The organism is Sphingomonas panaciterrae (assembly GCF_036890205.1).
GTDB lineage: Bacteria > Pseudomonadota > Alphaproteobacteria > Sphingomonadales > Sphingomonadaceae > Sphingomonas > Sphingomonas panaciterrae.
Genome location: NZ_JAKNQR010000001.1, coordinates 805,253 through 831,640 on the forward strand (window position 1 = coordinate 805,253; position 26,388 = coordinate 831,640).

The following is a 26,388-nucleotide window of genomic DNA, read 5'->3' on the forward strand; positions in this document are numbered from 1 at the left end:
AAGGACCCACATGACCGCCATCGGCCACGATACGCTCAAGGCTCGCCGCACGCTGCAAGCCGGCGGCAAGTCTTATGATTATTTCTCGCTGGAAGTCGCCGCCGAGAAGTTCGGCGACATTTCCCGCCTGCCCTTCTCGATGAAGGTGCTGCTCGAGAACATGCTGCGCTTCGAGGACGGCAAGACCGTGACCGCGGAGGACGTGCAGGCCGTCGTCGACTGGCAGAAGGAGCGCCGTTCCGACCGCGAGATCCAGTATCGCCCCGCGCGCGTGCTGATGCAGGATTTCACCGGCGTGCCGTGCGTCGTCGACCTCGCCGCGATGCGCGACGCGATCACCAAGCTGGGCGGCGATGCAGCGAAGATCAATCCGCAGGTCCCCGTCCACCTCGTCATCGACCATTCGGTCATGGTCGACGAATTCGGCACGCCCAAGGCGTTCGAGGATAACGTCGATCTCGAATATCAGCGCAATTCGGAGCGCTATGAGTTCCTGAAGTGGGGTTCCAAGGCGCTCGACAACTTCAAGGTTGTCCCGCCGGGCACCGGCATCTGCCACCAGGTGAACCTGGAATATGTCGCGCAGGCGGTGTGGACCTCCAATGAGACTGGCGAGAACGCCACCGCGGGCGCAGCGATCGCCTATCCCGACACCTGCGTCGGCACCGACAGCCACACCACGATGGTGAACGGCCTGGGCGTGCTGGGCTGGGGCGTCGGCGGCATCGAGGCCGAGGCCGCGATGCTGGGCCAGCCGGTGTCGATGCTGATCCCGGAAGTGGTCGGTTTCAAGCTGACCGGCGCGCTGCGCGAGGGCATCACCGCCACCGACCTGGTGCTGACCGTCACCCAGATGCTGCGCGCCAAGGGCGTCGTCGGCCGCTTCGTGGAGTTCTACGGCCCGGGCCTCGACCAGATGACGCTGGCCGACCGCGCGACGATCGCCAACATGGCGCCGGAATATGGCGCGACCTGCGGCTTCTTCCCGATCGACAACAAGACGATCGACTACATGAAGCTGACCGCCCGCCCTGCCGAAACGATCGCGCTGGTCGAAGCCTATGCCAAGGCGAACGGTTTCTGGCGCGACGCCAACACGCCGGACCCGGTGTTCACCGACACGCTGGAACTCGACATGGGTTCGGTCGTGCCGTCGCTCGCCGGCCCGAAGCGCCCGCAGGACAAGGTGGCGCTCGATAAGGTCGACGACGTGTTCAACGCCGACCTGACGAAGGTGTACAGCAAGGCCGAGCCGAAGCGCGTCGAGGTGGCCGAGCGTGGCCATGACATCGGCGACGGCGACGTCGTGATCGCCGCGATCACCAGCTGCACCAACACGTCGAACCCGTCGGTTCTGGTCGCTGCCGGCCTCGTCGCCCGCAAGGCACGCGCGCTGGGCCTGAAGCCCAAGCCCTGGGTCAAGACGTCGCTGTCGCCGGGTTCGCAGGTCGTCACCGACTATCTCGTGAAGTCGGGCCTACAGGACGATTTCGATGCCATGGGGTTCAACCTCACCGGCTATGGCTGCATGACCTGCATCGGCAATTCAGGTCCGCTCGCCGCGCCGATCAGCAGCGCGATCAACGAGAATGACCTCGTCGTCGCATCGGTCCTGTCGGGGAACCGCAACTTCGAAGGCCGCGTGTCGCCGGATGCGCGCGCGAACTTCCTCGCCTCGCCGCCGCTCGTCGTCGCTTATGCGCTGAAGGGCACCGTCACCACCGACATGAACGACACGCCGATCGGCGAGGGGACGAACGGCCCGGTGTACCTCAAGGACATCTGGCCTTCGAACCAGGAAGTGTCGGAGCTGATGACCGCCAACATTGACGACGACATGTTCCGTACCCGCTACGGCAACGTGTATGAGGGCGATGCCAAGTGGCGCGCGATCGACGTGACCGGTTCGGACACCTACAGCTGGCCGGCCGCATCGACCTACATCGCCAACCCGCCGTATTTCGAGGGCATGGAGATGACCCCGGCGCCGGTGACCGACATCATCGAGGCGAAGCCGCTGGCGATCCTGGGCGATTCGATCACCACCGACCACATCTCCCCGGCCGGTTCGATCAAGGCCGACAGCCCGGCGGGCGCGTGGCTGATGGAGCGTCAGGTCTCCAAGGCGGACTTCAACAGCTATGGCTCGCGCCGCGGCAACGACCAGGTCATGGTGCGTGGCACCTTCGCCAACATCCGCATCAAGAACGAGATGGTGCCGGGGATCGAAGGCGGCATGAGCCGTTATGGCGAGGAAGTGATGCCGATCTACGACGTCGCGATGCGCCACAAGGCGGATGGCACGCCGATGGTCGTCGTCGCCGGCAAGGAATATGGCACCGGTTCGTCGCGTGACTGGGCCGCGAAGGGCACCAACCTGCTCGGCGTGCGCGCGGTGATCGCGGAGAGCTTCGAGCGTATCCACCGGTCGAACCTGGTCGGTATGGGCGTCCTGCCGCTGCAGTTCGCCGAGGGCGTGACGCGCGAGACGCTGAAGCTGACCGGGGACGAGACGTTCACGATCCAGAACGTCGCCGGCCTGCGCCCGCGCCAGACGGTCACCGTGACGATGACCCGCAAGGACGGCTCGACCGAGACGTTCGAGACGCTGTGCCGCATCGATACCGTCAACGAGCTGGAGTACTTCCTGAACGGCGGCATCCTGCAGTACGTGCTGCGCAACCTGGCCGCGTAATCGCGGCCCCTGCCCTCCCCGCGCGGGAGGGCAGGGTTTCGCTTCCTTCCCCTAGGGAAGGGAGAGAGGCATGAAAAAGGGCGAGGCGTTCTGGACGCCTCGCCCTTTTTTCTTGTCCGTCGTCGGTGGAGGGTCGTCAGGCGGCCGCGTGGCGGCGGCGGCGCATCATCCACAGACCGATGGCGCCGAGCGCGAACAGGCCTGCTGCCTCGCCCGGGATCGGCGTGGGCGAGCCGCCACCGTTGACCGGCGGGCCCGACGGCGGGTTATAGCCGCCCACAAAGGTGCCGAGGTGGAACTCGCCGTTCTGCACCAGGCTGCCGAACACCGCCGAGCCTTCGATGTAATTGCCCGTCGTCGCCGCGGCGCCCGGCGCCAGCACCGATCCGCCCCACGCGGTGGTGGCATCGACCTTCTGCGCGTCGACCAGGTTCCAGATCACGTGCTTGCCCAGCCCGGTCGTGCCGCCGAGGAAATTGTCGTTGAGCGTGATGTTCGCGCCAGTGACATTGACGATCGCGGTATCGGCGCCGTTGAGGTTGAACTTGATCTCGCCAATGCGATCGAGATCGGCGCTGGTGATGTTGAACACCGCCACGCCCTGCGCATCGGGCTTTGCATCGAACGTGCCGCGGTTGCCGCTGATCGTCAGATTGCTGTTCGAGGACATGCCGCCGAAGGTGCGCGACAGCTCGCCCATGCTGCTGGCGATGAGGCTGCCCTGCTGCTTCAGGTTGACGAGGAAGGACGGATCGCTCGCGGCGAGGCCCGACGTCACCGTGTTCTGGTTGACGTTGGTGTTGGCGATCGTGCCGCCGACCTTCACCGTCTGCGGCGCGCCGTTCAGGTTGAAGCCGCTGTTGACGTTGCCGCCAACGACCGCGCCCGAGCCGCCGTTCAGGTTCTTGTGCGATCCGTTGACGTCGCCGACCACCGTCAGGCCTGTCACATTATAGGGCGACGGCTCCGGCGTGCGGATCTGATAGTTGGACGAACTGCCGTTGAGGTTGCCGCCAACAAAGGTGCGGCCCTCGACCTCGGACGAGGAGGTGAGATCGCCGAGCACCACCAGGTTCCAGGTTCGCAGGACATCGAGGCCAACGATCGACTGGGCATTCGCCGGCGTGGCCATGGCGAGCGAGGCGACCATGGCGATCACCGAAACCTTCAGGCGGGACATTTCAACTCCGGGCTAACTAGCGTTCGCGCTATAATCTCGCCGCGGCTTTCGCCAGCATTTGTCGGTGGCACCTGTCCCATTTGGAGAAACGCCACCGACGGACGGGATCAGCCAAGCCGCGCCAGGGCGGCCGCAAGCCGCTGCGCCTCCGCGGATTTCTCCGCATGGTCGGCGCGGGCCTTCTCGACCGCCTCGGGCTTCGCGCGTTCAACAAAGCTCGGGTTGTTGAGGCGCCCGGCAAGCCCGTCGCGCTCCTTTTCGGCCGCGGCGATTGCCTTGGCGAGTCGCGTGCGCTCCGCGGCGAGGTCGATCACGTCGCCAAGCGCGATCCGGAACGTCGCCTCGTCCACCACCACCTGCGCGGTGCCGCCCGAGACCTCGCCCGGATCGATCCGCGCGAGGCGAGCGATCGTGGCTGCATTGCGCTGGAGACGCGCCTGCGTTTCCTCGTTCGCATCCGCCACGGCATAGGGCAGCCGCGCGCCGGGGGGCACGTTCAGCTCGGTACGGCTGGAGCGTACCTCGCTGACGAGGCGGATCAGCCAGTCGATCTCCTGCGCCGCCGCCGGATCGATCGCGCGCGCGTCCGCCATCGGCCAGTGCGCGACGATCAGGTCATGATCGCGCGGCGCGAGCGCGTGCCACAGCTCCTCGGTGATGAACGGCATGAACGGGTGGAGGACGACCAGGATCTGATCGAGCACCCAGCCGGCGACCGCCTTCGTCTCGTCATCAATCGAACCCTTGATGAGTTCGAGATACCAGTCGCAGAACTGGCTCCAGACGAACTGGTAGATGGCGTTCGCCGCGGCATCGAAGCGATATTCGCCGAGGGCGAGATCGACCGACTGGATCGCCTTGATCGCCTCACCGATGATCCACTTGTTGACCGGATGGGTCGCCGCCGGCGGTTCCAGCGTGGTCGATCCGCCGATGCCGTTCGACTGGCAGAAGCGGCTGGCGTTCCACAGCTTCGTCGCGAAGTTGCGGTAACCCTCGACCCGCTTCTCATCCATCTTGATGTCGCGGCCCTGGCTTTCCATCGCCGCCATGAAGAAGCGCAGCGCGTCAGCGCCGTACTTGTCGATCAGGCCGAGCGGATCGACGGTATTGCCCTTGGACTTGGACATCTTCGCGCCGTCCGCCGCGCGGACCAGGCCGTGCAGGTAGAGCGTGCGGAAGGGCACGTCCTTCATGAAGTGCATGCCCTGCATCATCATGCGGGCATCCCAGAAGAACAGGATGTCGAAGCCCGAGATCAGCACGTCGTTGGGATAGCGCCCGCCCAGCGTCGGATCGCCATTCTCCGGCCAGCCCATGGTGGCGAATGGCCAAAGCGCGGAGGAGAACCAGGTGTCGAGCACGTCGGGGTCGCGCGTCAGGGCAACGCCCTCGCCCGCCTGCGCCTGTGCCTCAGCCTCGGTTTCGGCGACATAGGCCTTGCCCTCCGCATCGAACCACGCCGGGATTTGGTGCCCCCACCACAGCTGGCGGCTGACGCACCAAGGCTGGATGTTCTCCATCCAGTTGAAGTAGGTCTTCTCCCACGTCTTGGGCACCAGCCGGATCGCGCCGGACTTCACCGCTTCGATCGCCGGCTGCGCCAGCGTCTTGGCGTCGACATACCATTGGTCGGTCAGCCACGGCTCGATGACGACGCCTGAGCGATCGCCGAACGGCGTCTGGATCGTGCGCGGCTCGGCATCATGCTCCACGCCTTCCTTGTCGACATAAAGCACAAGGACGCCATCGGCCTTCAGCCGGGCGACGACCGCCTTGCGCGCGTCCGCCGTCGAAAGCCCCAGCAACTCGGCCGGGATCAGGCCGTCCGCGGTCTGCGTGACGTTGGCCTTTGCGTCGAGCATGTTGAGCATCTCGCCCGCCTTCATGCCGGCGCGCTTGCCCACCTCGAAATCGTTGAAGTCATGCCCCGGCGTGATCTTCACCGCGCCGGTGCCGAGCGACGGATCGGCATGTTCGTCGGCGATCACCGGGATCAGGCGGCCGGTGATCGGCAGGCGGATCTGCTTGCCGATCATGTCCTTGTAGCGCGCGTCCTCCGGATGAACCGCGACCGCCATGTCTGCGAGCATCGTCTCGGGGCGCGTGGTGGCGACGGTGATCGTGCTCGACCCGTCGGCCAGCGGGTAACGGATCTGCCAGAAGCTGCCCTTCACCTCGCGCGTCTCGACCTCGAGATCGCTGATCGCGGTGCCGAGGCCCGGATCCCAGTTCACGAGCCGCTTGTCGCGATAGAGCAGGCCCTGGCGGTGTAGCTCGACGAAGACCTTGAGCACGGCTTTCGAGAAGCCCTCGTCCATCGTGAACCGCTCGTTGGCCCAGTCCATCGAGCAGCCGAGGCGGCGCAGCTGGCCGGTGATCTGGCCGCCGCTTTCCGCCTTCCATTCCCACACCTTGGCGACGAATTCGTCGCGCGTGAAATCGGTGCGCTTCTGTTGGCTAAGCGCCATCTGCCGCTCGACCACCATCTGCGTCGCGATGCCGGCGTGATCGGTGCCGACCACCCACAAAGCGTCCTTGCCCTTCAGCCGCGCGTGGCGGGTCAGGATATCCTGCAGCGTGTTGTCGAGCGCATGGCCGATGTGGAGCGAGCCGGTGACGTTGGGCGGCGGGTTGACGATCGTCCACGGCTCCGCGCCGGGACGCTCGGGGCGGAACAGGCCGTTTTCTTCCCAATGGCTGTACCAGCGGGATTCGATCGCGGCGGGGTCAAAGGTTTTCGGCAGCTCGCTCATGGAGCGGCCATAGCGAGGCGGTGGGGGGAACCCAAGTCCCCCCCTCCTCACACCATCACCCCGGCTCCAGGCCGGGATGACGAGGTGTTATTGGTTAGCGGGCGCCTTGCCGGTCCACTTGTCCATCCAGCCGATCACTTCGCGATACCATTGGCGCGAGTTCTTCGGTTTCAGCACCCAGTGGTTCTCGTTCGGGAAGACGAGCAGGCGCGAGGGGATGCCGCGGCGCTGGAGCGCGGTGAAGGCGGCGAGCCCCTGGGTGTAGGGGATGCGGAAATCCTTTTCGCCGGTGATGACGAGTTGCGGCGTCTTCCATTTCGCGACGTGGTGGACCGGGTTCCACTTCTCGAACGCCTGCGGGTCCTCGTAATAGGTCTTCCCGCCATGCTCCCACTCGTCGAACCAGAGCTCCTCGGTTTCATACGCCATGGCGCGCGCGTCGAAGACGCCATCGTGCTGGACGATGCACTTGAAGCGATCGGGCCACTGCCCCTCGATCCAGTTCATCATATAGCCGCCATAGGAGGCACCGAGCGCGCAGGCATTGTCCGCGTCGAGCCAGGTGAACCTGGTGGTCGCGGCGGAGAGGCCCTTCTTCAGGTCCTCCAGCGGCCAGCCACCCCAATTGTTGCGGATGCTGTCGGTGAAGGCCTGGCCGTAGCCGGTGGAGCCGTGGAAATCGACCGCGACGAGGCCGTAGCCCGCACCAGCGAACACCGCCGGGTTCCAGCGGTAGGACCAGCTGTTGTTGCTCGACCCCTGCGGCCCGCCATGGACCATGTACGCGATCGGCACCTTGCCGGTGCTATTGGCGGGCTTCACCGCATAGCCCCAGACGGTGTCGTTGTTGGCGCCGGTGAAGCTGAACCGTTCGACCGTCGGCATGTCGATGCCGGCGAGCTTGGCGGCGTTGACGTTGGTCAGCCGTTGCGGCGTGCCGGTGGCGGCGACGCGGTAGAAATCGGCCGGGGCGGTGAGCGAATCGAGCGCGATGACCGGCCCGCTCGGCGTCACGGCGACCGCGCCGACATGGCCCTGCTGTGTCAGCCGGGTGACCTGGCCCGTACGCGCATCGACGCGGAACAGCGGCGTTTCCTGCGTGTCATCGGCCGTCACGTAGAGCGATCGCGAGTCGGGTGCCCAGGCGATCGAGCCGACCGAGCGATCCCACTTTGCGGTGAGCGACGTCATGCGACCGGTGGCGAGATCGCGCAGCATCAGCACCTGGCGGTCCGCCTCGTAGCCGGGACGGCGCATCGCGAACCAGGCGAGCGTTCGGCCATCGGGCGAGACGACCGGCTGATTGTCGGTCGCCTTGTTGTCCGCGGTGAGGTTCACCGGCGCACGGCTGCCGTCCGCTGGCACCTCGAAGATGTCGAGATTGGTCGAGGTCGGCTCGATCCGCCCCGCCTCTCGCAGGGCGAAGTAGAGCGTCTTGCCGTCGGGGCTCCACGCCACTTCCTCGGCGCCGCCGAACGGCTTGGAGGGAGTGTCGCCGACGAGGCTGCCGACCACTGCCTTGCCGTTGCCGCGTGCGCCGGCGGCGGTCAGCGGCAGGACGAACAGCTGCGACCTTTTGCCGTCGCCCCACGTATCCCAGTGGCGGACGAACAGCTGGTCGTAGGTGCGGCCCGAGCCGGCATCCGCCAGCTTGCGGATCATCGGTTCCTCGAGGCTGGGCGCGCCCGGCAGGCGATCCGCCCAGACCACGATCTTGTCACCTGTCGGCGCAACCTTGAAGCCGTTGAAGCCGCCCTTGAAGTCGGTCAGCCGGCGCGGCGTGCCGCCGGTGACGGGGACGGCCCAGACCGCATCGTCCATCGCGAAATAGACGGTGTTGCCGACGATCTGCGGATCATTCTCGTCCTTCTGCGGATCGGCGAGCAACCTCTCCGGCGCGGCGCCGGGCTTCGTCAGATCTAGCCGCCACAGATCGAAGCGGCCGCGATCGGCGTCGAGATCGGTCTCCCGCTGCGCCCAGACCATCCAGCGGCCGTCCTTGGAGACGGTCGGGGTGCCGATGCGACTGAGCATCGTCAGATCCTCGATCGTCAGCGGGCGGGCAAAGGCCGGAGCGGCGGCGACGGCGAGCGCAACGAAGCTCGCGGACAGGAGCATCCTCATGGCCCTGCGGTAAAGCAGATCGTATCAGGCGCGACAATGATCTTGTCATATTCCCGGCCAGGTGCCGGGACAGGCGATCAGGAACCGCGCGTGATCTTCGCTATCTCGCGCGCGACCAGCGTTTCGACCAGTGCCGGCAGGTTCGCGTCGAGCCATTCGCGCAGCATCGGGCGCAGCATGTCGCGCACCAGCCCCTCCAGCGTACCGTCGCTGCCCGGTTCCGGCTTCACCATGAGCCGCGAGAGCGCATCGAGCGCGCCGCGAGTCGCCTGAGTCGTCTGTTCGGACAGCAAAGCGGCGGCGGCCTGCGCCGAGGACATGCTGGCCGAAGCGGTGTTTGGTGCGGGAGAAGCAACGGGCGCATCTGCGGCCGCCGCGCCGCTGGCCGGCGCGCGCGACGGCGGCATCGGATCGCTCAGCTCAAGCACTTCTTCCGGCTCGTCGTCATCAGCGATCGGGGCGGCCGGCATGGCACGCACCGCACCACTGCGGCGCGGCCGGATGGGGCGGTCATCGCCCTCCTCCGCAATGATGCGCTTGATGGAGGACAGAATGTCTTCCATCGACGGCTCGGCGCTGACATCCCCCATGCGCGCAGTCCACCTCGTCCCAAAAACGGCTGACTATCAGCGGTTCGGTGCGTTCTCACCTGTGGTCAACGCCGGGCTCCTGTCAACCTTGCTGCTGTCGAGCGCGGGATCGAGCGGACGGGTGACGGTGGCGTTCTGCGGCGGGACGGTGCTGGTCGACGGTGCGATGGCCTGTGGCGCCGGCCCGTCCGAGAAGTCGGAGAAGCGGCCGCGCACCGAACGGTAATTGTCGGCCGAATTGTAGAGCGGCCCTGCTTCCAGCCCGAGGTCCTGCGCCTCCGCCTGCCCCATCGCGGCGAGCAAGGCGAAGCCGGCGACATATGCGTCGCGGCGGGCCGTCACCAAGGTCACCTGACTGTTCAGCAATTCCTGCTCGGCATTGAGGATGTCGAGGATGGTGCGGGTGCCGACACTGTTTTCCGCGCGAACGCCCTCCAGGCTGAGCTGGTTGGCGGCCACCGCCTGTTCCGACGAGGCGATCACCTGAAGCGAGGATTGCCACACGGCATAGGCCGACCGGGTCGAGGCGATCACCTGACGTTCGGCCGCGGTTGCATTTTCGATTGCCTGCGATCGCTGCGCCTGCGCCTGGCGCACCAGCGCGGCGGGGCGCCCGCCCTGGAAGAACGGCAGGCTGACATTGAGCCCGATGCCGGCGGAGGTGCCGCTCTGGCCGACGCCGAGCCCGGTGCCTGAGCCCAGCGAGCCGAGATAGTTCACATAATTTCCGGTGGCGCCGATGCCGAGCGTGGGCAGACGGCTGGCGCGGGCGACGCGCACGTCGAAGGCGGTGGCGTCACGCTCCTTCAGGGCGGACAGCAAAGTCGGATTGTCGCGCAGCGCAACATCGACGGCCGCATCCGCATTGGACGGCAGATTGGGCAGCGGCGGCGGCGGCTCGAGCGCGCCGGGGGCGCCGCCGACCAGACGGACATAATTCTCACGGCTGGCAATGAGATTGGCGCGCACGCGGTCGAGCTGCGCGCGGGCGAGGCTGAGCCGCGCCTCCGACTGGGCGACATCGGTGCGGGTCAGGTCGCCGACCTGGAAGCGATCGCGGCTGGCCTGAAGGTTGGTTTCCAGCACGCGCACATTCTGGGCATTGAGGCCGACGATCGCCTCGTCACGCAGTACGTCGTTATAGGCGCCGACCACTTCGGTGAAGAGCCCCGCCTCCGTCCCGCGCAGGCCAAGCTGCCCTGCCTCCACCCGGGTTTCGGCCGCGCGCACCGAATTGCGCACCGCGCCGCCGGAATAGAAGGGTACGTTCAGTGCCAGTTGCGCCTGCGCCACCTTCTCCGGCGTGGTGAAGGAATTGCCGCTGCGCAGATAATTTTCCGTCACCCCCGCGTTGCTGCCCAGCGTGGGACGGCCCGCAGCGCGCGCGATCGGCACCGTCTCGTCAATCGCCCGCTGCCGCGCGCGGCTGCCGGTGATCGTCGGATTATCCTGATAGGCCCGCGCCAGCGCCTCGCGCAGCGTGTCCGCCCGCGCCGGAGAGACCGCAATCACGGCCGCGATCGTCAGCGGCATGGCAAGGGAACGAACGCGGGTCATTGCAGCCTTTGCTCAGAAGGTGAAACGTGCCGGTTTGGCGAAGCCGGGCAAACGGCAGCATTCGACGTCGGCGAAATCGAGCATCGCGAAGCCGCCTTCGCTGCGGCGACCAGCCGCAAGCCGGGTCACGCCTCGATCAACGAGGCCCCCAAGCACCCGGCCGGCGGGATGAACCTGAGTCACCAACGTCTCCGGCACCTGCTCGACCGCACCGTCGATGATGAGCACGTCGTACGGTGCATCGGCAGGATGGCCATGTTCCAGCGGGCTCTCGACGATCGTCACGCGATCCTCGCCGCCAAGCGCCGCACGCGCCATGGCGACCAGCGCGGGATCCGATTCGACTGCGACGACCGCAGCCACCAGTTCCGCCAGAACCGCGGCCGTATATCCCGACGCTGCGCCGATCAGCAGCACGCGGTCGTGCGACGTGAGGCGCGCCTCGGTGAGCAAGCGGCCGGTGGCGATCGGCAGGTTGAGCGAACGACCACTGCCCAGCTCCACCAGCCCGTCGCGATAGGCGAACGGCGCCTGATCGGCGGGCACGAAGCGCTCGCGCGGCACATTGGCCATGGCGGCGACCACGCGTGCATCCGACACCGCATTGGTGCGCAGCTGACTGGCCACCATCGCGGTGCGCAGGGCGGCGAAATCGGGTTGGCGTTCCATGGTCATCGTCATTCTGTCACCTGTCGCACGGCTGTTTTAGCATGGCAATACACTTACCATCGAAGTGGCGCTTTATCCTGTCGCGGCAAATGCGCCAATCTCGAACTTGACATGGCTGGCGCGCCGCCCCATCAGCCCGCCTCCACGCGATCGAGGCCCGATGGCGGAGTGGTGACGCAGAGGACTGCAAATCCTTGCACCCGGGTTCGATTCCCGGTCGGGCCTCCAGCGTGGTATCCCCTCCTTATCCGCAAGCCTGTGTCGCGTTCCCCATAAGAGGTGAACTAGTGGCACCATAAGTAGTCAACATCGACTTCCCGCACCGCTGGGCGCCTGCTGCACAGGTTTTCGATGCCGTGCAATAGATGCAGCGGAATGCTATTAAGCATTCGACGGCCCGTAGCCATTCACCTGATATTGATCTGCCCTCCGCCTAGGCGACGATCACCCAGGCTACCCTGCAGAAGCGGCATCGCTGCTTGCGCAGTCACCACGATGACTGAGCCAGTTGCGATGTCGTCGCGGCATCAACGCGCCCTCTGTGCGCCGTCCGAAGAGCGAAATGACTGCTTATGAGGGTATTATAATGCGAAATTACACCATATGCGGCTACAAAGCCCCGAAATAACTGCTTATGCGACCAGTCTGACCGGTAACGATCCCTTATGGGATGGCTTGGTCCGCACCTCCCCCAGGAGGCGCCGCGGATTACCCAGCACGGATCACCGTCAGAAGGCCTCGCCCTGACGGCTGGCGGGGCGCTATACTCGCAGCATGATTTTTTCAGACACGCCATCCAGTTCGGTCACCGCCGTCGGCTTCCACACCGAACAATCCAATGGCGATTGGAGCGTGTCTTGGTCGGATCTGACCAGCTATCTCCTTGCCGAGGCCGAAAAGCGCTTCGGGTCGCGGGACAGTCGCTGGTTCTTCACCGGCATCGAGTACGCCGACGTCGCCATGCCGATGACCTACTATCCGGCGAACCGGCCCTTCCACGTCGGCATCCGTCTGACCAGGAATGCGGCGATGGACGCGCGGCAGGCCCATTTCCAGCTGGCGCATGAAATCGTCCACCTGCTGGGCCCATGCGAGGAGCACCATGCCGCCAACGTGTTCGAGGAAGGTATCGCGGCGGCGTTCCAGGAGGAGATGTCCACCCTCTCGAAGCTCGGCTTCTCCATCAACGTCGCGTCCTACCGCCATGCAATGGCGGCCGTGCAGCAGTTGCAGGCCATTGATCGCGGCGCCGTCGCGAAGGTGCGGGCGGAGTTTCCGAACCTGCGCCAGCTGACGGCTGAGCGTCTAAAGCAGATAGTGCCGGGCACTTCCGACCAGTTGGCGGACACCCTCTGTGCGCCTTTTGCAAGAGGCGAATGACCACGGAAGACCAGTCCCCGCATCATTCATTAACCATCACGCGACCACAGGGATGGTCCTGCGAAGATCTGATGGACCTTCAGTTAACTGAATCAATACGGGACACCGTGAATAGTCCGAGCCATGATTCGGACTTGCTCGACATTGATTTCTGTGAATCGCATCACATCTTGCGCCGTTCCTGAACGCAACCTTTACGAATAGGAACGGCGCGATGTCGTCATGGCCTGCCGGCATCGCTATTGCCGACACCCCCGTTCGGCGCGTCCATACGCGGGCCCGTCGTCGCTCGACGCAGCTGGTGCTGTCGCGCAAGCCCCTCGACATGCTCGTCTCCGAATCGAGCCACGAGGAACTCTTCCACGCGATTGCGGAACTCGACACGACCGTGACCATGGTGCGCGCCCAGCCCTGCACGCTGCGCGTGCCCATGGATGGCCGCATCTCGCGCCAGACGCCAGACGCCGCAGTCTTCGTGGGCGGACAGGCCGAGATTCACGAGATCAAGGAGGCGGCCGAATTCGCCCGGCCCGACGTGAGGGCGGAGCTGCTGCACGTCCGCAACGAAATCGAGCGCCGCGGCCGCTGGCGCTACAGCGTCACGCTGGACACCGACCTGCGCGCCCAGCCGCTGCTCAACAACGTCCTACAGCTCTGGCGCTGCCTAGGTGACGAATACGAGCACAGGTTCGAGATGCTGACGCGCGAACTGCTCGACGAGGCTCCGCTGCCGATCCGAAAGGTCATCCGCACGATCCGGACCGACGAGAGTCTGTCGCATCGCGACGTATCGTGGGAGGCGATGCTCTCCATGATCTGCGACGGTGTCATCGACTACGATGTCGCGCAGCCGCTCACCCTCGATTCCCTGGTCTGGACCCGCTTCTCTGGACCTCCGCGCGGACGCATCCTGCCCTTCCGTCGGCCGCTGCGGGAGAGCGAGGCGCCGACGCCGTCCGCCAAGCGCCCGTTCCTCGGCGTTACCCTGCGGGACGCGCCGTGAACGCCATCACGCCCATCGTCGCCGATCAGGAACTCAACCTGATCCCCCGGTTCGACATCACCGTCGACGACCGGCTGCGTCATCAGGGGCAGATCTGGCTGCTCGACCGGCGTCGAGGCGGACAGCTCGACTTCGTGGACCCGCGGACCCGCGAACTGCTCAGCGTCGGCGACGAGGAATTGGCAGGCCTGATCTGCTCGGGTCAGGCCGCGATCCTGCGCGGCGAGTGCGACACCAAGGACGAGGCCTATGCTTCCGCAGCTGCCGACCTGGAACTGCTACGAGCACCCGATGTGGAGGATGCCGATCGCGGCACCGAATACGTCCGCGCCGTGATCCGTGCCCGGCTTGCCTATCGACCCAAGACGCTCGAGCTGGAGAAGGTCATTGCGGAAGTTGCGGCACGTCTCGCCGATCCGACGCCGCCGCAACCCTATCTGGTGAAGCGCTGGGTCAAACGTGCGATCACGCGCGCCGGCGCGGCGGGCCGCACCGAGGACGCCATCACGGCTGCCGACCTCGTCGCTCAGCATGGCTTCAAGGGCAATCGCGAGCCGCGCATCAAGTTCGAAGTCAACAAGATCATCCATCAGGAGATCGAGCGGGTCTATCTCACCCGCGAGCGCAAGTCGTTTGACACCCTCGTCAGCGTGATTCGCACGCGGGTCCGGCGTGAGAACGAGAGCCGTGATTCCGTCGACCAGTATGACGTGCCTGGCGACAAGGCGGTGCGCAACGCGATCAAGAGCCTGGACCGAGACGTGGTGATCGAGCGCCGATACGGCTCCATCGCCGTCTATCAGGCGATCGGCCCCGTCGAACGACGCGAACGGCCCGAGGCGCCGCTCGACGACGTCGAGCTCGATCACACGCCCTGCGACCTTTTCTGCCTCGACGGCATGACCATGGCGCCGCTCGGCCGCCCGACGATCGCGTTCAGCGTCGACCGCTGCACCGGCATGCCGCACGGCCTCCATATCGGCTTCGATCCGCCCAGTGCCCACACGGTGCTGCAGTGCCTGCGCAACGGCATGTTCCCGAAGAACTACGTCAAGCATTACGTCGACGCCGGCGTCTGGGACATCAAGCATAGCTGGCCCGTGTTCGGCCGGCCCCGCCGCCTGTCCGTCGACCGCGCGGCCGAGAACCTCGGCCACGACCTGAAAGCGCTGGCGCCGGACCTGCCGATCAAGGTGATCGACGCCAAGGCCGGGCGGATGCCCCGGCTGAAGGGCGGCATCGAACGCTACCTCGGCACGCTCAACCGCACCCTGTTGCAGGAGCAGCGGGGCACGACCTTCAGTAACATCGTCGAGCGCGACGACTACGACCCGAAGAAGAACGCGGTCATCACGTTCGAGGAGCTGCTCGAGCTCGTCCACCGCTGGGTCATCGACGTGTACATGCGCCGCAAGCATGGCGGCATCAAGGATGTGCCGGTCCGCCTCTGGGGCGAGAAGATCCAGCGCTATCGCCCTGCACAGGTCGAGAACGCGGAGCAGCTCATCCCGCTCTTCGGACGCATCGAGACGCGCACCCTGCGCCGGGACGGCATCCGCTTCCGCAACCTCTTCTATCAGACGCCTGAACTAATGGCGCTGCTGAAGAACGCGGCATTTCTGAAGAAGGCGACGAACGAGCACGGCCGCGTCGAGGTCCGCTTCCGCTACGACCCCTCCAATATGGAGGCCATCCAGGTCTACCTGCCGCATACGAGGAAGCACATCCGCGTCACGGTGGAGAAGCGGTCGACGGCGTATGCGCGCGGGCTGTCGCACTGGGCGCACAACGCGATCCTCGCGATGGCGAAGGCGCGCATCGACGGCGAGATCGACATCGCGGATCTGGAGGACAGCAAGGCGCAGCTCGCCGCCGACATGGATGCCAAGGTGCCCAAGTCGTTCAAGGTCCGCGGCCGGATGAAGATCGCCCGCATGCGCCAGATTGGCGGCGTCGCACCCTACGGCGATTCCGTCCGCACCACGCCGGAAGGCAGCTTCGAAGACGTGCGCCAGCAGGAGCTGGATGCCGAACGCGAGGCGGATGCGGCGTCCGATGAGGATCTGACGGAGGAAATCTTCGAGCCCGAGGAGAAGCCGGCGAGGAAGGGCAACCGCAAGGCCAAGGCGGCGCCGCAGGACACGCCGGCGACTTCCGCCACGCGGCAGTCGAAGACCCGCAACGTCGTCGTGCCCCGGGCGGAGGCCACGGACGACAACGACGACGACATCGACTTCTACGCCGAGGGTGCACCCAGGCCGTGAGCAGCAAGCCCAAGATCGACTGGAACCAGAGGTCGGACGAGGAACGTCGCACGGCCGCGAACCGCATCTTCGTGCCGCGCGGCTTCACCACCGATTTCCTCGACGCCATGCAGGAGCTGCGCGAGGGCGCCAGCGAGGAGGCCGAGGCGATGTGCCTCGTCGTGGTGGGCGAGCGAGGCGTGGGGAAAAGCGCCTTTCTCAAGCACTATGCGGCCCAGCATCCCCCGGTCGAGATCGTCGAGGGGAACGTGCTGACCCGCACCCGTCCTGTGGTCTACGTGTCGTTCCCGTCGAGCCCGACGCTGAAGGGTGCCGCCGAGGAGTTCATCCGACAGCTGCTGGGCCAGGAGTCGACGCGCCAGCGCCGCACGCAGCTCACCTCGCTGATCAAGGAGAAGCTCAAGGAGCTTCGGGTTGAGATCGTGATCGCGGACGAGTTCCAGCACGTTCAGGAGGAGGGCGCAAAGGGCAAGAGCGACGTCGCCGATTGGCTGAAGGACATCATCAAGGTGACCGGCGTGCCGTTCGTCCTGGCCGGGATGCCCGAGACCGTCGACATCATCGAGGCCGACGAACAGCTGCACAGCCTCACTGAGGAACCCACCGTGATCGCGCCCTATAGTTGGGGGGACGCGCCGAGCCGCAACGCCTGGAAGGCGCTGCTCGCCGAGATCGACCAGGCGCTGCCCTTCAATGAACGGTCAGACCTCGCCGAGAAGGACACGGCCCGCAACCTGTTCGACTGCACGCAGGGCTATCTGCGCCCGCTGCGTGCTATTCTGCGCATCGCAACCGCGCGCGCCATCAGGAACAGGGCGGACCGGCTGATCTGGGATGACCTGGCCGCTGGATACCACCGCCTGCCCAAGAGCCCGCTCGTGAAGGGCAACCCCTTCGACCGCAACCGTCTGTTCAACCGCGACTGACGCCGTGGGAGTCCGCCCGCTCAACCGCGTCCCCATCCCGGTGGTGGGCGAGAGCGCATATGGATATGTCCGTCGCTTCGCCGCCTGCCTCGGCTACGGAAAGGTCGACCCCTTCCGGCATGCCATGAAGCTGAGGGAGTTCGGTCCCACCAGCGAGACTTGGCGGTGGGAACGACTGGCCGCGCTCGCCGGCTTTCCCGTGGATGCCCTTCTGCACATGCGCTGGCGCGACCCCGATGCCAGCAAGGACAGGAGCACCGTCGACTTCCTCGGCCAGCCCTTGCGCGCGACCCACCTGTCGTTCTCCCGGATGCGCTTCTGCCCGACCTGCCTGAAGGAGGACGGCCCACCCGAGCAGCGCCTGCTGCGTGACCATTGGGCGCTCCTGATGGCGCCCGTCTGCGTCCGCCACGGCACGCTGCTCGTCGACACCTGCGACGAATGCGGCGACCCCTTCGAATACCGTCGCAAGACCGGCGTCTGGACCTGCGGGTGCGGAAGGGAGATGGTCGATGTCGAAACCCGGCCGGCGTCCCCCGGGGCCAGCGGGGTCACGATGGCGCTGCATTCGCGCCTGGGCGTCGCGGGTGCCACCGGCCACGTCAACCTGAGCAAGGCGGGCCTGCTGCCCGCCGTCTTCCGCGAGATGCCGCTCAACGATCTCGCCAGCATCGTGGATCGCATCGGTGTCATCGCGGCGACGCCCGCCGCCGGCGACGATGAGGTCGATGACGATCGCCTCAACTACAAGACCGGGCGCATCGATCAAGATCGATCCATCGCCGAGTGCGCCCGGCAGATCGAGCACGCCTATCCGATCCTGCGCGACTGGCCCGCCGGGTTCGAGCGTCTGATCGCCGACGTCGCCGGACGAAATCCCGCGCCGACCATGGAGCACAAGGTCCGCCGTCTCTTCGCCACGCGCATAGGTCGGCTGCTCCTCGATCCTCTTCGCGGCGTCGACGGCAGGCCCATCGGCCTGCTCGACGGGGTGGTCAGGGAATGGCTGCGCCGCGAGCATGGCTACCGCTGGGGGCAGCGGGTGGACGAGCCGAAGAGGGCAGAGACGGGCGGAAGGCGGAAGACCATCGGCGGGGCCGGCGCCACCAAGCCTTCATCTGCGCGGTTCACCAAGCTCCAACATCGCGTGCGCAGGCTCCAGGCGAACGACGCGTTCATGCAGGCGCACAAGCTGGGCAGACTGCTCGATGAACTGTGGCCAGGAACAAAGACGGTCGACCCCGCCGTCGACACAGGCATACGCGTCGAACGGAAGGTCCGCATCTACGGAACGAGGAAGTTTCCCCAGAACGCCTACAGTGTCCGGGATGCGATCGCCGAGATGAGCCGACGGCATGGGGCTTCATCTCTCATGTGACCAGCCATCGCATTTGCACGCACCCGTCGCCATCTGAGACAATGCGGCGATGACCAACATCTCGGGTGCGTGACATGGGTGAAATCAATCTCGAAGCGCATGAGGTGCGCGCGATCCAGAGCGTCGACATGGCGAAACTGCGCCGCCTCGTACAGGACGCCATCGGGTCCGAGACGGCGTCAGGTCTTCATGACCTTCGGCTCTGGGACTGCGGCGAGTTCGTCGGGGAACGTCTGCGGCGTTTCCAGGTCGCGCTCGCCGAGCATGCCAAGGCGAAGTCAGCCGCGAAGCGGGAGAGAACCGGCAGCGACGCCCATCGTGCCGGCAGCGCCCTGGTGAGCGCGGTCGACAGCATGAAGGATCGGCAGGAGAAGGATGAGAAGCGGGACCAGCTGTTCCGCGTCGATGACCACATCCGCCCGCCGTATCGCTTCAGCCCCAGGCTGTCCGTCACAGTCTCCTTCCAGTGGCGGCTATCCGTTGATGACGGCTGGACCTACGGGCGAATCGTCTTCACGCATGACGTGGACACGAGCCCGAATTACGAGCGGCTTCACCACCTCAGTCAGATGGGCAGGCTTCCCAAGCGCAAGCCCAGCGCAGCCAGGCAGGACGCGGATCAGCAGGACGAGCTGTCGCGCAGCTGGGAATACTTCATGCGCGGCGCGCTCTACTCAGTCAGGGACTATCTCGAGAAGAACCCCGACGGTTCGACGATCCCGGCCAGCCATCACAGCAGCGGCACCCTGAACAACTATTCCACCCAATTCTGGCGTGAGCCGGCCTGAGGTCGCGAGTTGACCGGTTTATGGTATGCCAACCCGCCGAGATGACCGCTTATGAGCGCGAAGGTGACCCAGGGGACGTTGCGGCTGCCCCTTCTGTTGCCCCGCGGAGATTACCCCTTATGGGGAACGCGACAGCCTGGTTGCTCCGGTTCGGTGCCATTTCTAGGTCGCTACGGGTCGCGCGTGCGATAAGGCCGCTGGCAGATTGGCGAGCGCAGGCGGCTTGCCCGTTCTCGAAGAATCGAGGGACCTCATGCGCATCTTTGACGGCGATTCCGATTGGCTCGTCCGCTCGCATTACTGGCTGGTGCTGGCATTCGTCCTTGGCGGGACGGGGACGCTGTTGATGCTGTGACTTGCCGGGCGTCGCGTCCGCGCGATGGGCGTTAGCTCAGCGCCATCAGCGCCTCGGCGAGCGGCCGGTCGGCGGGCGGCATGGCCAGTGCGGCCAGTTCGTCAGGCGCGACCCAGCGGATTGCCGGGGCTTCGATTGCCTGCGCAGTCCCCTCCCACCGCTCGGCACGATAGAGCAGCAGGACCATCGGGCGATCGCCAGCGCTGCCGCGCGAAAAGGCGACGGGGTAAAGGTCCGCAGCTTCCACCCCGATTCCGAGTTCCTCCGCCAGCTCGCGAGCCAAGGCCGCCTCGGGTGTCTCGCCTGGCTCCACCTTGCCACCCGGGAACTCCCACAGGCCGCCATGATGCTTGTTGAGCGGGCGTTGCTGAACCAGGATCCGGCCATCCGCCGCGATCAGCGCTGCGGCGACCACCAGCATCGGTAGAGAATGCGCGCTGGCGGGATGGGGCATGTCGACCTTTCCTTAATACAGCCATGCGATCAGCAGCGCATGCACCGAGGCCCTTCAGCGATTAAACGCGCGCTTGCCGCAGCCCTGCGGCTGGCCGCCGATCAACGCGGTGCGACCGCAGTCGAATATGGGTTGATCGTCGCGCTGATCGTTGTTGCGATGATCGCAAGCCTGGCTGGCGTGGCGGACGAAACGACCAGCATGTGGAACAACGTCAGCGGCACCATCAGCGACGCAGTCAACCCGCCGGACCGCGACGACCCTTAAATGTTTTTCAACCTCGCCGCGTTAATCGGGGTGGGTACCGGAGCGGGGGGCACCTTCATCCGGTCGGGTGACTATAGCTTTAGACAACCATTGGAGACCGAACATGCAGAAGATGCGCGCCTTCCTCAAGAATTCCAAGGGTGCCACCGCGATCGAATATGGTCTGATCGCTGCCCTGATCGCCGTCGCCGCCATTGCCGCCATGGGCACGCTGGGCAACCAGCTGAACACGACCTTTGGCCAGGTCTCAACGAAGATGGCCGTGAACAACGACAAGTAAAGCTGGCAATTACTGCAGACAGAAGGGGCGGCGAGCGTCGGCTCGCCGCCCTTTTATTTGCCTCGCGTTAGCTAAGCGCGCGGCCCATGGCGAGGAACTTCTCGCGCCGTTCGCGCCGCAGCGCGGCTGCATCCATGCCGCGCAATTCACCGAGCGCCAATTCGATCGCGTCGCCCAGTGCGCCGATCGCCGCCGAGGGGCCGCGATGCGCGCCACCCAGCGGCTCCGGCACGATCGTGTCGATCACGCCAAGCGCCTTCAGATCCTGCGCCGTGACTTTCATCGCCTCGGCAGCGTCGGCCGCCTTGTCCGCCGTACGCCACAGGATGGAGGCGCAGCCTTCGGGCGAGATGACCGAATAGACGGCGTGTTCGAACATCAGCACGCGATTGCCGCTGGCCAGCGCAACGGCGCCGCCCGAGCCGCCCTCGCCCACGACCGCCGATACGAAGGGCACGCCGGCGGCGAGACACGCCTCGGTCGAGCGCGCGATCGCCTCGGCCTGGCCACGCTCCTCCGCCTGCAGGCCCGGGAAAGCGCCGGACGTGTCGACCAGGGTCACGATCGGCAGGTTGAAGCGATCAGCGAGCGAGATCAGGCGCACCGCCTTGCGATACCCCTCCGGCTTGCCCATGCCGAAATTGTGGCGGAGACGGGAGGTGGTGTCGTCACCCTTCTCATGTCCCATCACCAGCACACGCTGCCCGCGGAAACTGGCGAACCCGCCAATGATGGCCTGATCGTCGCCAAAGGCGCGATCGCCGGCGAGCGGGATGAACTCGTCGAACAGCCCGGCAACATAATGTTTGAAGTGCGGCCGCTCGGGATGCCGGGCGACCTGCGTCTTCTGCCACGGCGTCAGCTTGGAAAAGGTTTCCTTCAGGAGCCGATCGGATTTCGCCTGAAGCTTCGCGACCTCTGCCGCGATGTCGACACCGCCCTCGGCGCCGGTATCGCGTAGTTCGTCGATCCGTGCCTGCAGTTCGGCAATGGGTTTTTCAAAGTCGAGGAAAGTCGCCATCGCGCGGAGCTAGGCGCGCGGTTTCGCCACGTCAACGAGCGGGTGCCGTTCATTGACGAGCGTGACCAGCCGGGCACGATCGACATGTGTGTAGATTTCCGTCGTCGCAATGTCGGCATGCCCCAGCATTGCTTGGAGCGCACGAAGATCTGCGCCGCCCTCAAGCAAGTGGGTGGCAAAGGCGTGACGAAGCACATGCGGGCTGATGCGATCGGGCGGGATACCGGCTTCGGCGCCAAGCGCGCGGATGATCTGAAACAGCCGCACGCGCGAAATGTGCGTGGCGCCGGACGGAAACAGGAATTTGTCGCCCGTGGGGACATGATCGCGCCATTGCGCCACGGCGGCGCGGGCGCGGTCGGATATCGGCACCAGCCGTTCCTTGCCGCCCTTGCCCGAGAGGATGATGAAGGGCCGATCGGGATGAATGGCATTGCGCGGCAACGACACGAGCTCGGTCGCGCGCAGGCCCGAACCGTATAGCAGTTCCAGCAGCGCCGCGTTGCGCACATCGGGGGCGAGCGGCGGATCACGCGCGAGTCGCGCCGCTACGACCGCGAACAGCCGATCGACGTCGGCATGGCTGAGCGTGCGGGGAAGCGGACGACGGCGTGCCGGCTGCGGCAGCGCCGCGCCCGGATCGTCCGCCCGCAACCCTTCTTCCGCGAGGAAGGTGAAGAAGCGCCGGAGCGCTGATGCCTTGCGCGACACGGTCGACCGGGCCAGCGCGGACCAGCCGCTTGCAAGCCGCCCGATCATGTCGGCATCGGCCTCGGCCAGGCGGCCATCCAGCGCTTCCGACGCAAGCAAGAGATCGCTGCGATAGGCGGCGATCGTGTTGCGCGCGGCGCCCGCCTGCGCCGCCATCATCTCCAGAAAGCGGTCGATGAGGGCCGTATCGCCCATCCGGTCAGGCCCGCGTGAGCGCCTCGACGGCGATCATCCGTGCCTCGCCATCCAGCCCCACCGCGCGCAGCGCAGCGACGATCCGATAGAGCGCGGCCGGCGGTATTGCCCGCCAGGAGTCCGCCTGCATGCCAATCCCGGACAGCAGCAGCACCGTGGCGGGCTGCCGGTCGCGCACGGCGCGATCCAGCGCGCGCGTCCAGCTGTTCTGCACGCCGATCGGCACGTCCAGCGACTCGGCGCCGCTTTCGACCTCTTGCGGGGAAAGACGGCCGAGACCGGCCAAACCAGCGAAGAACAACTGCCGCTTCAGCGTCGCACTGCCGCTGCCCGCATATTTGCCCACCGCGCCATAACCGAGCCGAGTCCTGGCGTCCGGATCGGACAATTCCAGCATGGCCCAAGCATCGCTGCCCTCGTCGACCTGGCCGCGCCAGCGTTGCGCGGTACGGTCGAGCCCCGCCGACAACATGGAAGCGACGATGCGATTGGCCTCCTCCCGACCGTCGACCGGGCGGATCCGCGCGGCGGCGCGCGCGGTCAGGATGAGGCGCGCATAACGGGCCTGCGGCGTTTCCACGCCATCCCACAATTGGCGCAGCGCACCCAGACGCGTGGCGATGTCGGCACCGACATAGGCCGAGCGCAGGTCCGACGCGATCGCGCCGAGCGCCGCGGGCGTATCCTCGCCAGCATCAAGGGCTGCGTACAGATCCACCAGTGCCGCGCTGGACAGCACGCCCATTGCAGCGGCGGTTTCCGCCGCGGCGGCGCGATCGGCGATGGGGATGGCCGGCGCCAGCGCGCGCCAGCCGGTCACCTGCGGCCCGACCGTCTGGTACAGTTCCGCTGGCACGGCGACGCCGGTCGCCGTTGCCAGCCCGAAACGCCAGCTGGTCAATTGCACCACCGGATCCCATTCGATCGTCACCGCCTGGCGGCTGCCCAGCCCTGCGCCGACGACCTTGCGGGCAAGCGCCAGGTCAATGCCGCTGGCCACCCGCTGGCGACGCGCGGCATCGATCAGCGCGCGTCCGCCGCCTTCCTCATTGCCGAGCGACGCGCACATGGCCCGCGCGAGGACCCAGCCACGCGCCCGATCCTGTGGCGCCTCTGCCAGCGTGCACAGACCGCCCGGGTCGCCATTGGCGAGCATCGCCTGCATCGCGACCTGTTCGTATTTGGGCGTCGCGTTCATCGTGTCGACGCTCTCGATCACGCTGCGCGCCGCGACCGATTCGCCCATCCGGAGCAACAGCCACGCGCGCTCTGCGGCGAAATCGGCGCCGTTGAGGCCGGCGGGCGTATCGATGCGCGACATCAACGCGCGGCGAAGCGCGATCGACAGCCAGCGCGACGGCAGCGGCGCGGACAGGCGGCGCATCAGCCCCTGGAGGTAGCCGCCGTCGGCGTCGCCGAACGCGTTCGGCGCAACGCCTCCCTCCGGCTGACCGATGGGGCCAACGATCGACAGCGAGCGCCGCGCGAACAGCGGCATTTCATATTTGGCCAGTTCCGCGGCGCTCGGCGGGGTCGGCGTCGGGGTGGGCGACGGGCTTGCCTCCGGCGCCGGCAGGTCTAGCGGCGCCTGTGGAAGCGGCTGGACCGTCTGGTTGCTGGGCGCCTGGGCCGGGGGCGGCGCAACCGGCTCGCCGAAGCCGGGCGGCAAGAGTGATTCGGGCGCCTGCGCGTTCTGTGCGACCGCTGCTGCTGCCAATGATCCTGCTGCGGCGAGCGCCGCCAGCAGCCTAACCCGCGAGGTTGCCAAGCTCGACCGCCTTCTCGACACGCGTGGTGGGCTTTTCGGTCGCGCTGCCCGCGAGGAAGAACAACCCGCCGGTCACGACGACCAGGAGTACCACCAGCGAGACGATCAACCGCGACATGTTCCACACCCTGTACGACGCCGGCAAAACCCGCCAGCGTCGAGCCTAACCTTCCGCGAGCCTTGTGCCCGGGGCGCCGACGCGCTGTATAGCCCGCAGACCCATGTTGCAAAGCCCCGCCCCATCCAACCGCGACCGCAAGAGCCGCTGGCAGCGTGAACCGATCGTGCTGGTCGGCCTGATGGGCGTGGGCAAATCCACCGTGGGCAAGCGGCTGGCGCAGCGGCTTGGCCTGCCCTTCGTCGACGCCGACAATGCGATCGAGGAAGCCGCGGGCATGTCGATCGCGGAAATATTCGCGCAATTCGGCGAACCTTATTTTCGCGATGGCGAGCGACGGGTGATCCAGCGGCTGATCGACGGGCGACCAAAGGTGATCGCGACCGGCGGCGGCGCGTTCATCAATGATGCGACACGCCAGCTGATCCTGTCCGATGCGCTGTCCGTGTGGCTGGACGCGGACATCGACGTGCTGGTCGACCGAGTGCGCCGGCGCGACACGCGACCGCTGCTGCGCGGCAAGGACCCGGCGAAGGTGCTGCGCGAGCTCGCCGAGGTGCGCAATCCGCTCTACGCGCAGGCAGACATCCATGTGACGAGCAACAATGCGCCGCACGAAGCGACCGTGCGCGCGATCCTGAAAGCGATTGGGTACGGGAACGCATGACGATTGTGCAGGTGGCGCTGGGGACGCGCAGCTATGACGTGGTGATCGAGGCGGGACTGCTGACTCGCGCGGGCGAGCGCCTCGCGCCGCTGGTCGGCAAGCGCCGGGTGCCGATCGTCGCGGACGCCAATGTCGGCGCCCATCTCGCCACGCTGCGATCATCGCTGACCGCGGCGGGGATTGAGAGCGAGGCAATCATCATCCCGGCGGGGGAGAAATCCAAGAGCTGGGCGACGCTGGAATCGCTGACCGATCAGTTGCTGGCGATGGGTGTCGAGCGCGGCGACCATGTGGTGGCGCTGGGCGGCGGGGTGATCGGTGACCTGGTCGGCTTTGCCACCGCGATCCTGAAGCGCGGGTGCGGTTTCGTGCAGATCCCGACAACCTTGCTGTCGCAGGTCGATTCGTCGGTGGGCGGCAAGACCGGGATCAACACGCGGGCGGGCAAGAACCTGATCGGGGCCTTTCACCAGCCCAAGGTGGTGCTGATCGACCCGTCGGTACTCGACACGCTGCCGCTGCGCGAGTTGCGCGCCGGCTATGCCGAGGTCGTCAAATACGGGCTGATCGACGATGCAGACTTTTTCGCCTGGTGTGAGGCAAACGGCGAGAAGCTGCTCGCGGGTGACTCGGCGGCGAGGGAATATGCCATCGCCCATTCGGTCGCGGCCAAGGCGCGGATCGTGGGTGAGGATGAGTTCGAGACGCTGGGGCGCCGGGCGCTGCTGAACCTGGGCCACACGTTCGGCCATGCGCTGGAGGCGGAGGCGGGGTTTTCCGACAAGCTGCTGCATGGCGAAGCGGTGGCGGCGGGGTGTGCGCTGGCGTTTGGCTATTCCGCGGCTCACGGTTTGTGCCCGATCGAGGACGCGGTGCGGGTGGCGGCGCATTGGCAGGCGGCGGGGTTGCCGAGCGGGCTGGCGGCGGCGGGGATCGATGCGCCGGCCGAGCGGCTGGTCGAGCATATGCGCCACGACAAGAAGGCAAGTGGCGGAAATATCCCGTTTCTTCTCGCGCGCGGGATCGGGCAGACCTACCTCGACAAGCAGGTGTCGCTGGACGATGTGCGCGATTTCCTGGCGATCCAGCCGCGCTGATGCCCAACGGCGTTGCCAAGCGCGACTTGCCGACCAAGACCTGTCCGGTGTGCCAGCGGCCGTTCAGCTGGCGCAAGAAGTGGGCGCGCGACTGGGACGCGGTGATCTATTGTTCGGCCGCGTGCCGCCAGAAGACGTGATGCAT

Annotated in this window: 23 protein-coding genes and 1 tRNA gene; 13 read left to right on the plus strand and 11 right to left on the minus strand. The window is 66.3% G+C overall.

Features of this window, described 5'->3' with window-relative positions:
* The first annotated feature begins 10 nt into the window (after positions 1 to 10).
* Complete coding sequence (gene acnA, locus L8F96_RS03940) at positions 11 to 2,695, plus strand: aconitate hydratase AcnA (RefSeq protein ID WP_046409223.1); 2,685 nt, start codon at positions 11 to 13, stop codon at positions 2,693 to 2,695.
* A gap of 136 nt (positions 2,696 to 2,831) precedes the next feature.
* Here the strand turns inward: acnA and L8F96_RS03945 are convergent, their stop codons facing one another.
* From L8F96_RS03945 to L8F96_RS03970, 6 genes are all read right to left on the minus strand, one after another.
* The gene (locus tag L8F96_RS03945; protein WP_334655153.1) at positions 2,832 to 3,875 is read right to left on the minus strand and encodes a choice-of-anchor A family protein; all 1,044 of its coding nucleotides are present in this window, start codon (positions 3,873 to 3,875) and stop codon (positions 2,832 to 2,834) included.
* A 107-nt stretch (positions 3,876 to 3,982) separates the two neighbouring features.
* Positions 3,983 to 6,631: a valine--tRNA ligase gene (locus tag L8F96_RS03950; protein ID WP_334655154.1), complete on the minus strand. Its 2,649-nt coding sequence runs from the start codon at positions 6,629 to 6,631 to the stop codon at positions 3,983 to 3,985.
* 87 nt (positions 6,632 to 6,718) lie between these two features.
* Positions 6,719 to 8,755 (minus strand): S9 family peptidase, encoded by a 2,037-nt coding sequence (locus L8F96_RS03955; RefSeq protein WP_334655155.1) that lies wholly within the window; start codon positions 8,753 to 8,755, stop codon positions 6,719 to 6,721.
* A 77-nt stretch (positions 8,756 to 8,832) separates the two neighbouring features.
* Positions 8,833 to 9,345, minus strand: a complete 513-nt coding sequence (locus L8F96_RS03960) for a DUF2497 domain-containing protein (RefSeq protein ID WP_136450678.1) — start codon at positions 9,343 to 9,345, stop codon at positions 8,833 to 8,835.
* A gap of 36 nt (positions 9,346 to 9,381) precedes the next feature.
* Complete coding sequence (locus L8F96_RS03965) at positions 9,382 to 10,902, minus strand: TolC family outer membrane protein (protein ID WP_082102959.1); 1,521 nt, start codon at positions 10,900 to 10,902, stop codon at positions 9,382 to 9,384.
* 12 nt (positions 10,903 to 10,914) lie between these two features.
* On the minus strand, positions 10,915 to 11,583 hold the full coding sequence (locus L8F96_RS03970) for a protein-L-isoaspartate O-methyltransferase family protein (protein WP_145118319.1): 669 nt from the start codon (positions 11,581 to 11,583) through the stop codon (positions 10,915 to 10,917).
* Between the two features lie 142 nt (positions 11,584 to 11,725).
* Between L8F96_RS03970 and L8F96_RS03975 the strand changes: the two genes are divergently transcribed.
* The 7 genes from L8F96_RS03975 to L8F96_RS04005 all read left to right on the plus strand — a co-directional run bounded on the left by L8F96_RS03975 (position 11,726) and on the right by L8F96_RS04005 (position 19,310).
* Positions 11,726 to 11,799, plus strand: a tRNA-Cys gene (locus L8F96_RS03975).
* 546 nt (positions 11,800 to 12,345) lie between these two features.
* On the plus strand, positions 12,346 to 12,951 hold the full coding sequence (locus tag L8F96_RS03980; protein ID WP_334655161.1) for a hypothetical protein: 606 nt from the start codon (positions 12,346 to 12,348) through the stop codon (positions 12,949 to 12,951).
* 214 nt (positions 12,952 to 13,165) lie between these two features.
* Positions 13,166 to 13,954: a hypothetical protein gene (locus tag L8F96_RS03985; RefSeq protein WP_334655163.1), complete on the plus strand. Its 789-nt coding sequence runs from the start codon at positions 13,166 to 13,168 to the stop codon at positions 13,952 to 13,954.
* The gene (locus L8F96_RS03990) at positions 13,951 to 16,218 is read left to right on the plus strand and encodes a Mu transposase C-terminal domain-containing protein (RefSeq protein ID WP_334655165.1); all 2,268 of its coding nucleotides are present in this window, start codon (positions 13,951 to 13,953) and stop codon (positions 16,216 to 16,218) included. The genes L8F96_RS03985 and L8F96_RS03990 overlap by 4 nt, the downstream gene beginning before the upstream one ends.
* Positions 16,215 to 17,144, plus strand: a complete 930-nt coding sequence (locus tag L8F96_RS03995; RefSeq protein ID WP_334655166.1) for an ATP-binding protein — start codon at positions 16,215 to 16,217, stop codon at positions 17,142 to 17,144. The genes L8F96_RS03990 and L8F96_RS03995 overlap by 4 nt, the downstream gene beginning before the upstream one ends.
* A 43-nt stretch (positions 17,145 to 17,187) precedes the next feature.
* Entirely contained in the window at positions 17,188 to 18,522 is a 1,335-nt protein-coding gene (locus L8F96_RS04000; RefSeq protein ID WP_334655631.1) for a TniQ family protein, read from the plus strand.
* A 74-nt stretch (positions 18,523 to 18,596) separates the two neighbouring features.
* Positions 18,597 to 19,310, plus strand: a complete 714-nt coding sequence (locus tag L8F96_RS04005) for a hypothetical protein (RefSeq protein ID WP_334655168.1) — start codon at positions 18,597 to 18,599, stop codon at positions 19,308 to 19,310.
* 386 nt (positions 19,311 to 19,696) lie between these two features.
* On the opposite strand, the gene L8F96_RS04010 is transcribed toward L8F96_RS04005, so the two are convergent.
* Positions 19,697 to 20,119 carry a (deoxy)nucleoside triphosphate pyrophosphohydrolase gene (locus L8F96_RS04010; protein WP_334655169.1) on the minus strand — a complete coding sequence of 141 codons (423 nt, stop codon included), beginning with the start codon at positions 20,117 to 20,119 and terminating at the stop codon, positions 19,697 to 19,699.
* A gap of 39 nt (positions 20,120 to 20,158) precedes the next feature.
* On the opposite strand from L8F96_RS04010, the gene L8F96_RS04015 reads away from it, so the two are divergent.
* Together L8F96_RS04015 and L8F96_RS04020 are read left to right on the plus strand one after the other, a co-directional pair.
* Positions 20,159 to 20,386: a Flp family type IVb pilin gene (locus tag L8F96_RS04015; protein ID WP_334655632.1), complete on the plus strand. Its 228-nt coding sequence runs from the start codon at positions 20,159 to 20,161 to the stop codon at positions 20,384 to 20,386.
* 103 nt (positions 20,387 to 20,489) lie between these two features.
* Entirely contained in the window at positions 20,490 to 20,666 is a 177-nt protein-coding gene (locus tag L8F96_RS04020) for a Flp family type IVb pilin (protein WP_334655170.1), read from the plus strand.
* Positions 20,667 to 20,733: 67 nt separating this feature from the next.
* Here L8F96_RS04020 and L8F96_RS04025 read toward each other — a convergent pair whose 3' ends face one another.
* The 4 genes from L8F96_RS04025 to L8F96_RS04040 are packed head-to-tail and all read right to left on the minus strand — an operon-like array spanning position 20,734 to position 24,479.
* Positions 20,734 to 21,687 (minus strand): acetyl-CoA carboxylase carboxyltransferase subunit alpha, encoded by a 954-nt coding sequence (locus L8F96_RS04025; RefSeq protein ID WP_125944276.1) that lies wholly within the window; start codon positions 21,685 to 21,687, stop codon positions 20,734 to 20,736.
* 9 nt (positions 21,688 to 21,696) lie between these two features.
* On the minus strand, positions 21,697 to 22,593 hold the full coding sequence (locus L8F96_RS04030; protein ID WP_334655172.1) for a tyrosine-type recombinase/integrase: 897 nt from the start codon (positions 22,591 to 22,593) through the stop codon (positions 21,697 to 21,699).
* Positions 22,594 to 22,597: 4 nt separating this feature from the next.
* Positions 22,598 to 24,361 (minus strand): hypothetical protein, encoded by a 1,764-nt coding sequence (locus tag L8F96_RS04035; RefSeq protein WP_334655174.1) that lies wholly within the window; start codon positions 24,359 to 24,361, stop codon positions 22,598 to 22,600.
* Positions 24,342 to 24,479, minus strand: a complete 138-nt coding sequence (locus L8F96_RS04040) for a hypothetical protein (protein WP_334655175.1) — start codon at positions 24,477 to 24,479, stop codon at positions 24,342 to 24,344. Before L8F96_RS04040 ends, L8F96_RS04035 begins: the two co-directional genes overlap by 20 nt.
* Positions 24,480 to 24,582: 103 nt before the next feature.
* Between L8F96_RS04040 and L8F96_RS04045 the strand changes: the two genes are divergently transcribed.
* The 3 genes from L8F96_RS04045 to L8F96_RS04055 are packed head-to-tail and all read left to right on the plus strand — an operon-like array spanning position 24,583 to position 26,383.
* Entirely contained in the window at positions 24,583 to 25,146 is a 564-nt protein-coding gene (locus L8F96_RS04045) for a shikimate kinase (RefSeq protein ID WP_046409211.1), read from the plus strand.
* Positions 25,143 to 26,243 (plus strand): 3-dehydroquinate synthase, encoded by a 1,101-nt coding sequence (aroB, locus tag L8F96_RS04050; RefSeq protein WP_334655177.1) that lies wholly within the window; start codon positions 25,143 to 25,145, stop codon positions 26,241 to 26,243. Before L8F96_RS04045 ends, aroB begins: the two co-directional genes overlap by 4 nt.
* On the plus strand, positions 26,243 to 26,383 hold the full coding sequence (locus L8F96_RS04055) for a DUF2256 domain-containing protein (RefSeq protein WP_145118301.1): 141 nt from the start codon (positions 26,243 to 26,245) through the stop codon (positions 26,381 to 26,383). Before aroB ends, L8F96_RS04055 begins: the two co-directional genes overlap by 1 nt.
* Positions 26,384 to 26,388: the final 5 nt, after the last annotated feature.

Excerpts from the sequence above, each read along its gene's own strand:
- L8F96_RS04045 (WP_046409211.1), top strand. The coding sequence starts at position 24,583 with ATGTTGCAAAGCCCCGCCCCATCCAACCGCGACCGCAAGAGCCGCTGG.
- L8F96_RS04010 (WP_334655169.1), bottom strand. The coding sequence starts at position 20,119 with ATGCCCCATCCCGCCAGCGCGCATTCTCTACCGATGCTGGTGGTCGCC.
- L8F96_RS03980 (WP_334655161.1), top strand. The coding sequence starts at position 12,346 with ATGATTTTTTCAGACACGCCATCCAGTTCGGTCACCGCCGTCGGCTTC.
- L8F96_RS03965 (WP_082102959.1), bottom strand. The coding sequence starts at position 10,902 with ATGACCCGCGTTCGTTCCCTTGCCATGCCGCTGACGATCGCGGCCGTG.
- L8F96_RS04020 (WP_334655170.1), top strand. The coding sequence starts at position 20,490 with ATGCAGAAGATGCGCGCCTTCCTCAAGAATTCCAAGGGTGCCACCGCG.
- acnA (WP_046409223.1), top strand. The coding sequence starts at position 11 with ATGACCGCCATCGGCCACGATACGCTCAAGGCTCGCCGCACGCTGCAA.
- L8F96_RS03950 (WP_334655154.1), bottom strand. The coding sequence starts at position 6,631 with ATGAGCGAGCTGCCGAAAACCTTTGACCCCGCCGCGATCGAATCCCGC.
- aroB (WP_334655177.1), top strand. The coding sequence starts at position 25,143 with ATGACGATTGTGCAGGTGGCGCTGGGGACGCGCAGCTATGACGTGGTG.
- L8F96_RS03970 (WP_145118319.1), bottom strand. The coding sequence starts at position 11,583 with ATGACGATGACCATGGAACGCCAACCCGATTTCGCCGCCCTGCGCACC.
- L8F96_RS03945 (WP_334655153.1), bottom strand. The coding sequence starts at position 3,875 with ATGTCCCGCCTGAAGGTTTCGGTGATCGCCATGGTCGCCTCGCTCGCC.
- L8F96_RS03985 (WP_334655163.1), top strand. The coding sequence starts at position 13,166 with ATGTCGTCATGGCCTGCCGGCATCGCTATTGCCGACACCCCCGTTCGG.
- L8F96_RS04055 (WP_145118301.1), top strand. The coding sequence starts at position 26,243 with ATGCCCAACGGCGTTGCCAAGCGCGACTTGCCGACCAAGACCTGTCCG.
- L8F96_RS03955 (WP_334655155.1), bottom strand. The coding sequence starts at position 8,755 with ATGAGGATGCTCCTGTCCGCGAGCTTCGTTGCGCTCGCCGTCGCCGCC.
- L8F96_RS03960 (WP_136450678.1), bottom strand. The coding sequence starts at position 9,345 with ATGGGGGATGTCAGCGCCGAGCCGTCGATGGAAGACATTCTGTCCTCC.
- L8F96_RS04040 (WP_334655175.1), bottom strand. The coding sequence starts at position 24,479 with ATGTCGCGGTTGATCGTCTCGCTGGTGGTACTCCTGGTCGTCGTGACC.
- L8F96_RS04030 (WP_334655172.1), bottom strand. The coding sequence starts at position 22,593 with ATGGGCGATACGGCCCTCATCGACCGCTTTCTGGAGATGATGGCGGCG.
- L8F96_RS04005 (WP_334655168.1), top strand. The coding sequence starts at position 18,597 with ATGGGTGAAATCAATCTCGAAGCGCATGAGGTGCGCGCGATCCAGAGC.
- L8F96_RS04025 (WP_125944276.1), bottom strand. The coding sequence starts at position 21,687 with ATGGCGACTTTCCTCGACTTTGAAAAACCCATTGCCGAACTGCAGGCA.
- L8F96_RS04015 (WP_334655632.1), top strand. The coding sequence starts at position 20,159 with ATGCACCGAGGCCCTTCAGCGATTAAACGCGCGCTTGCCGCAGCCCTG.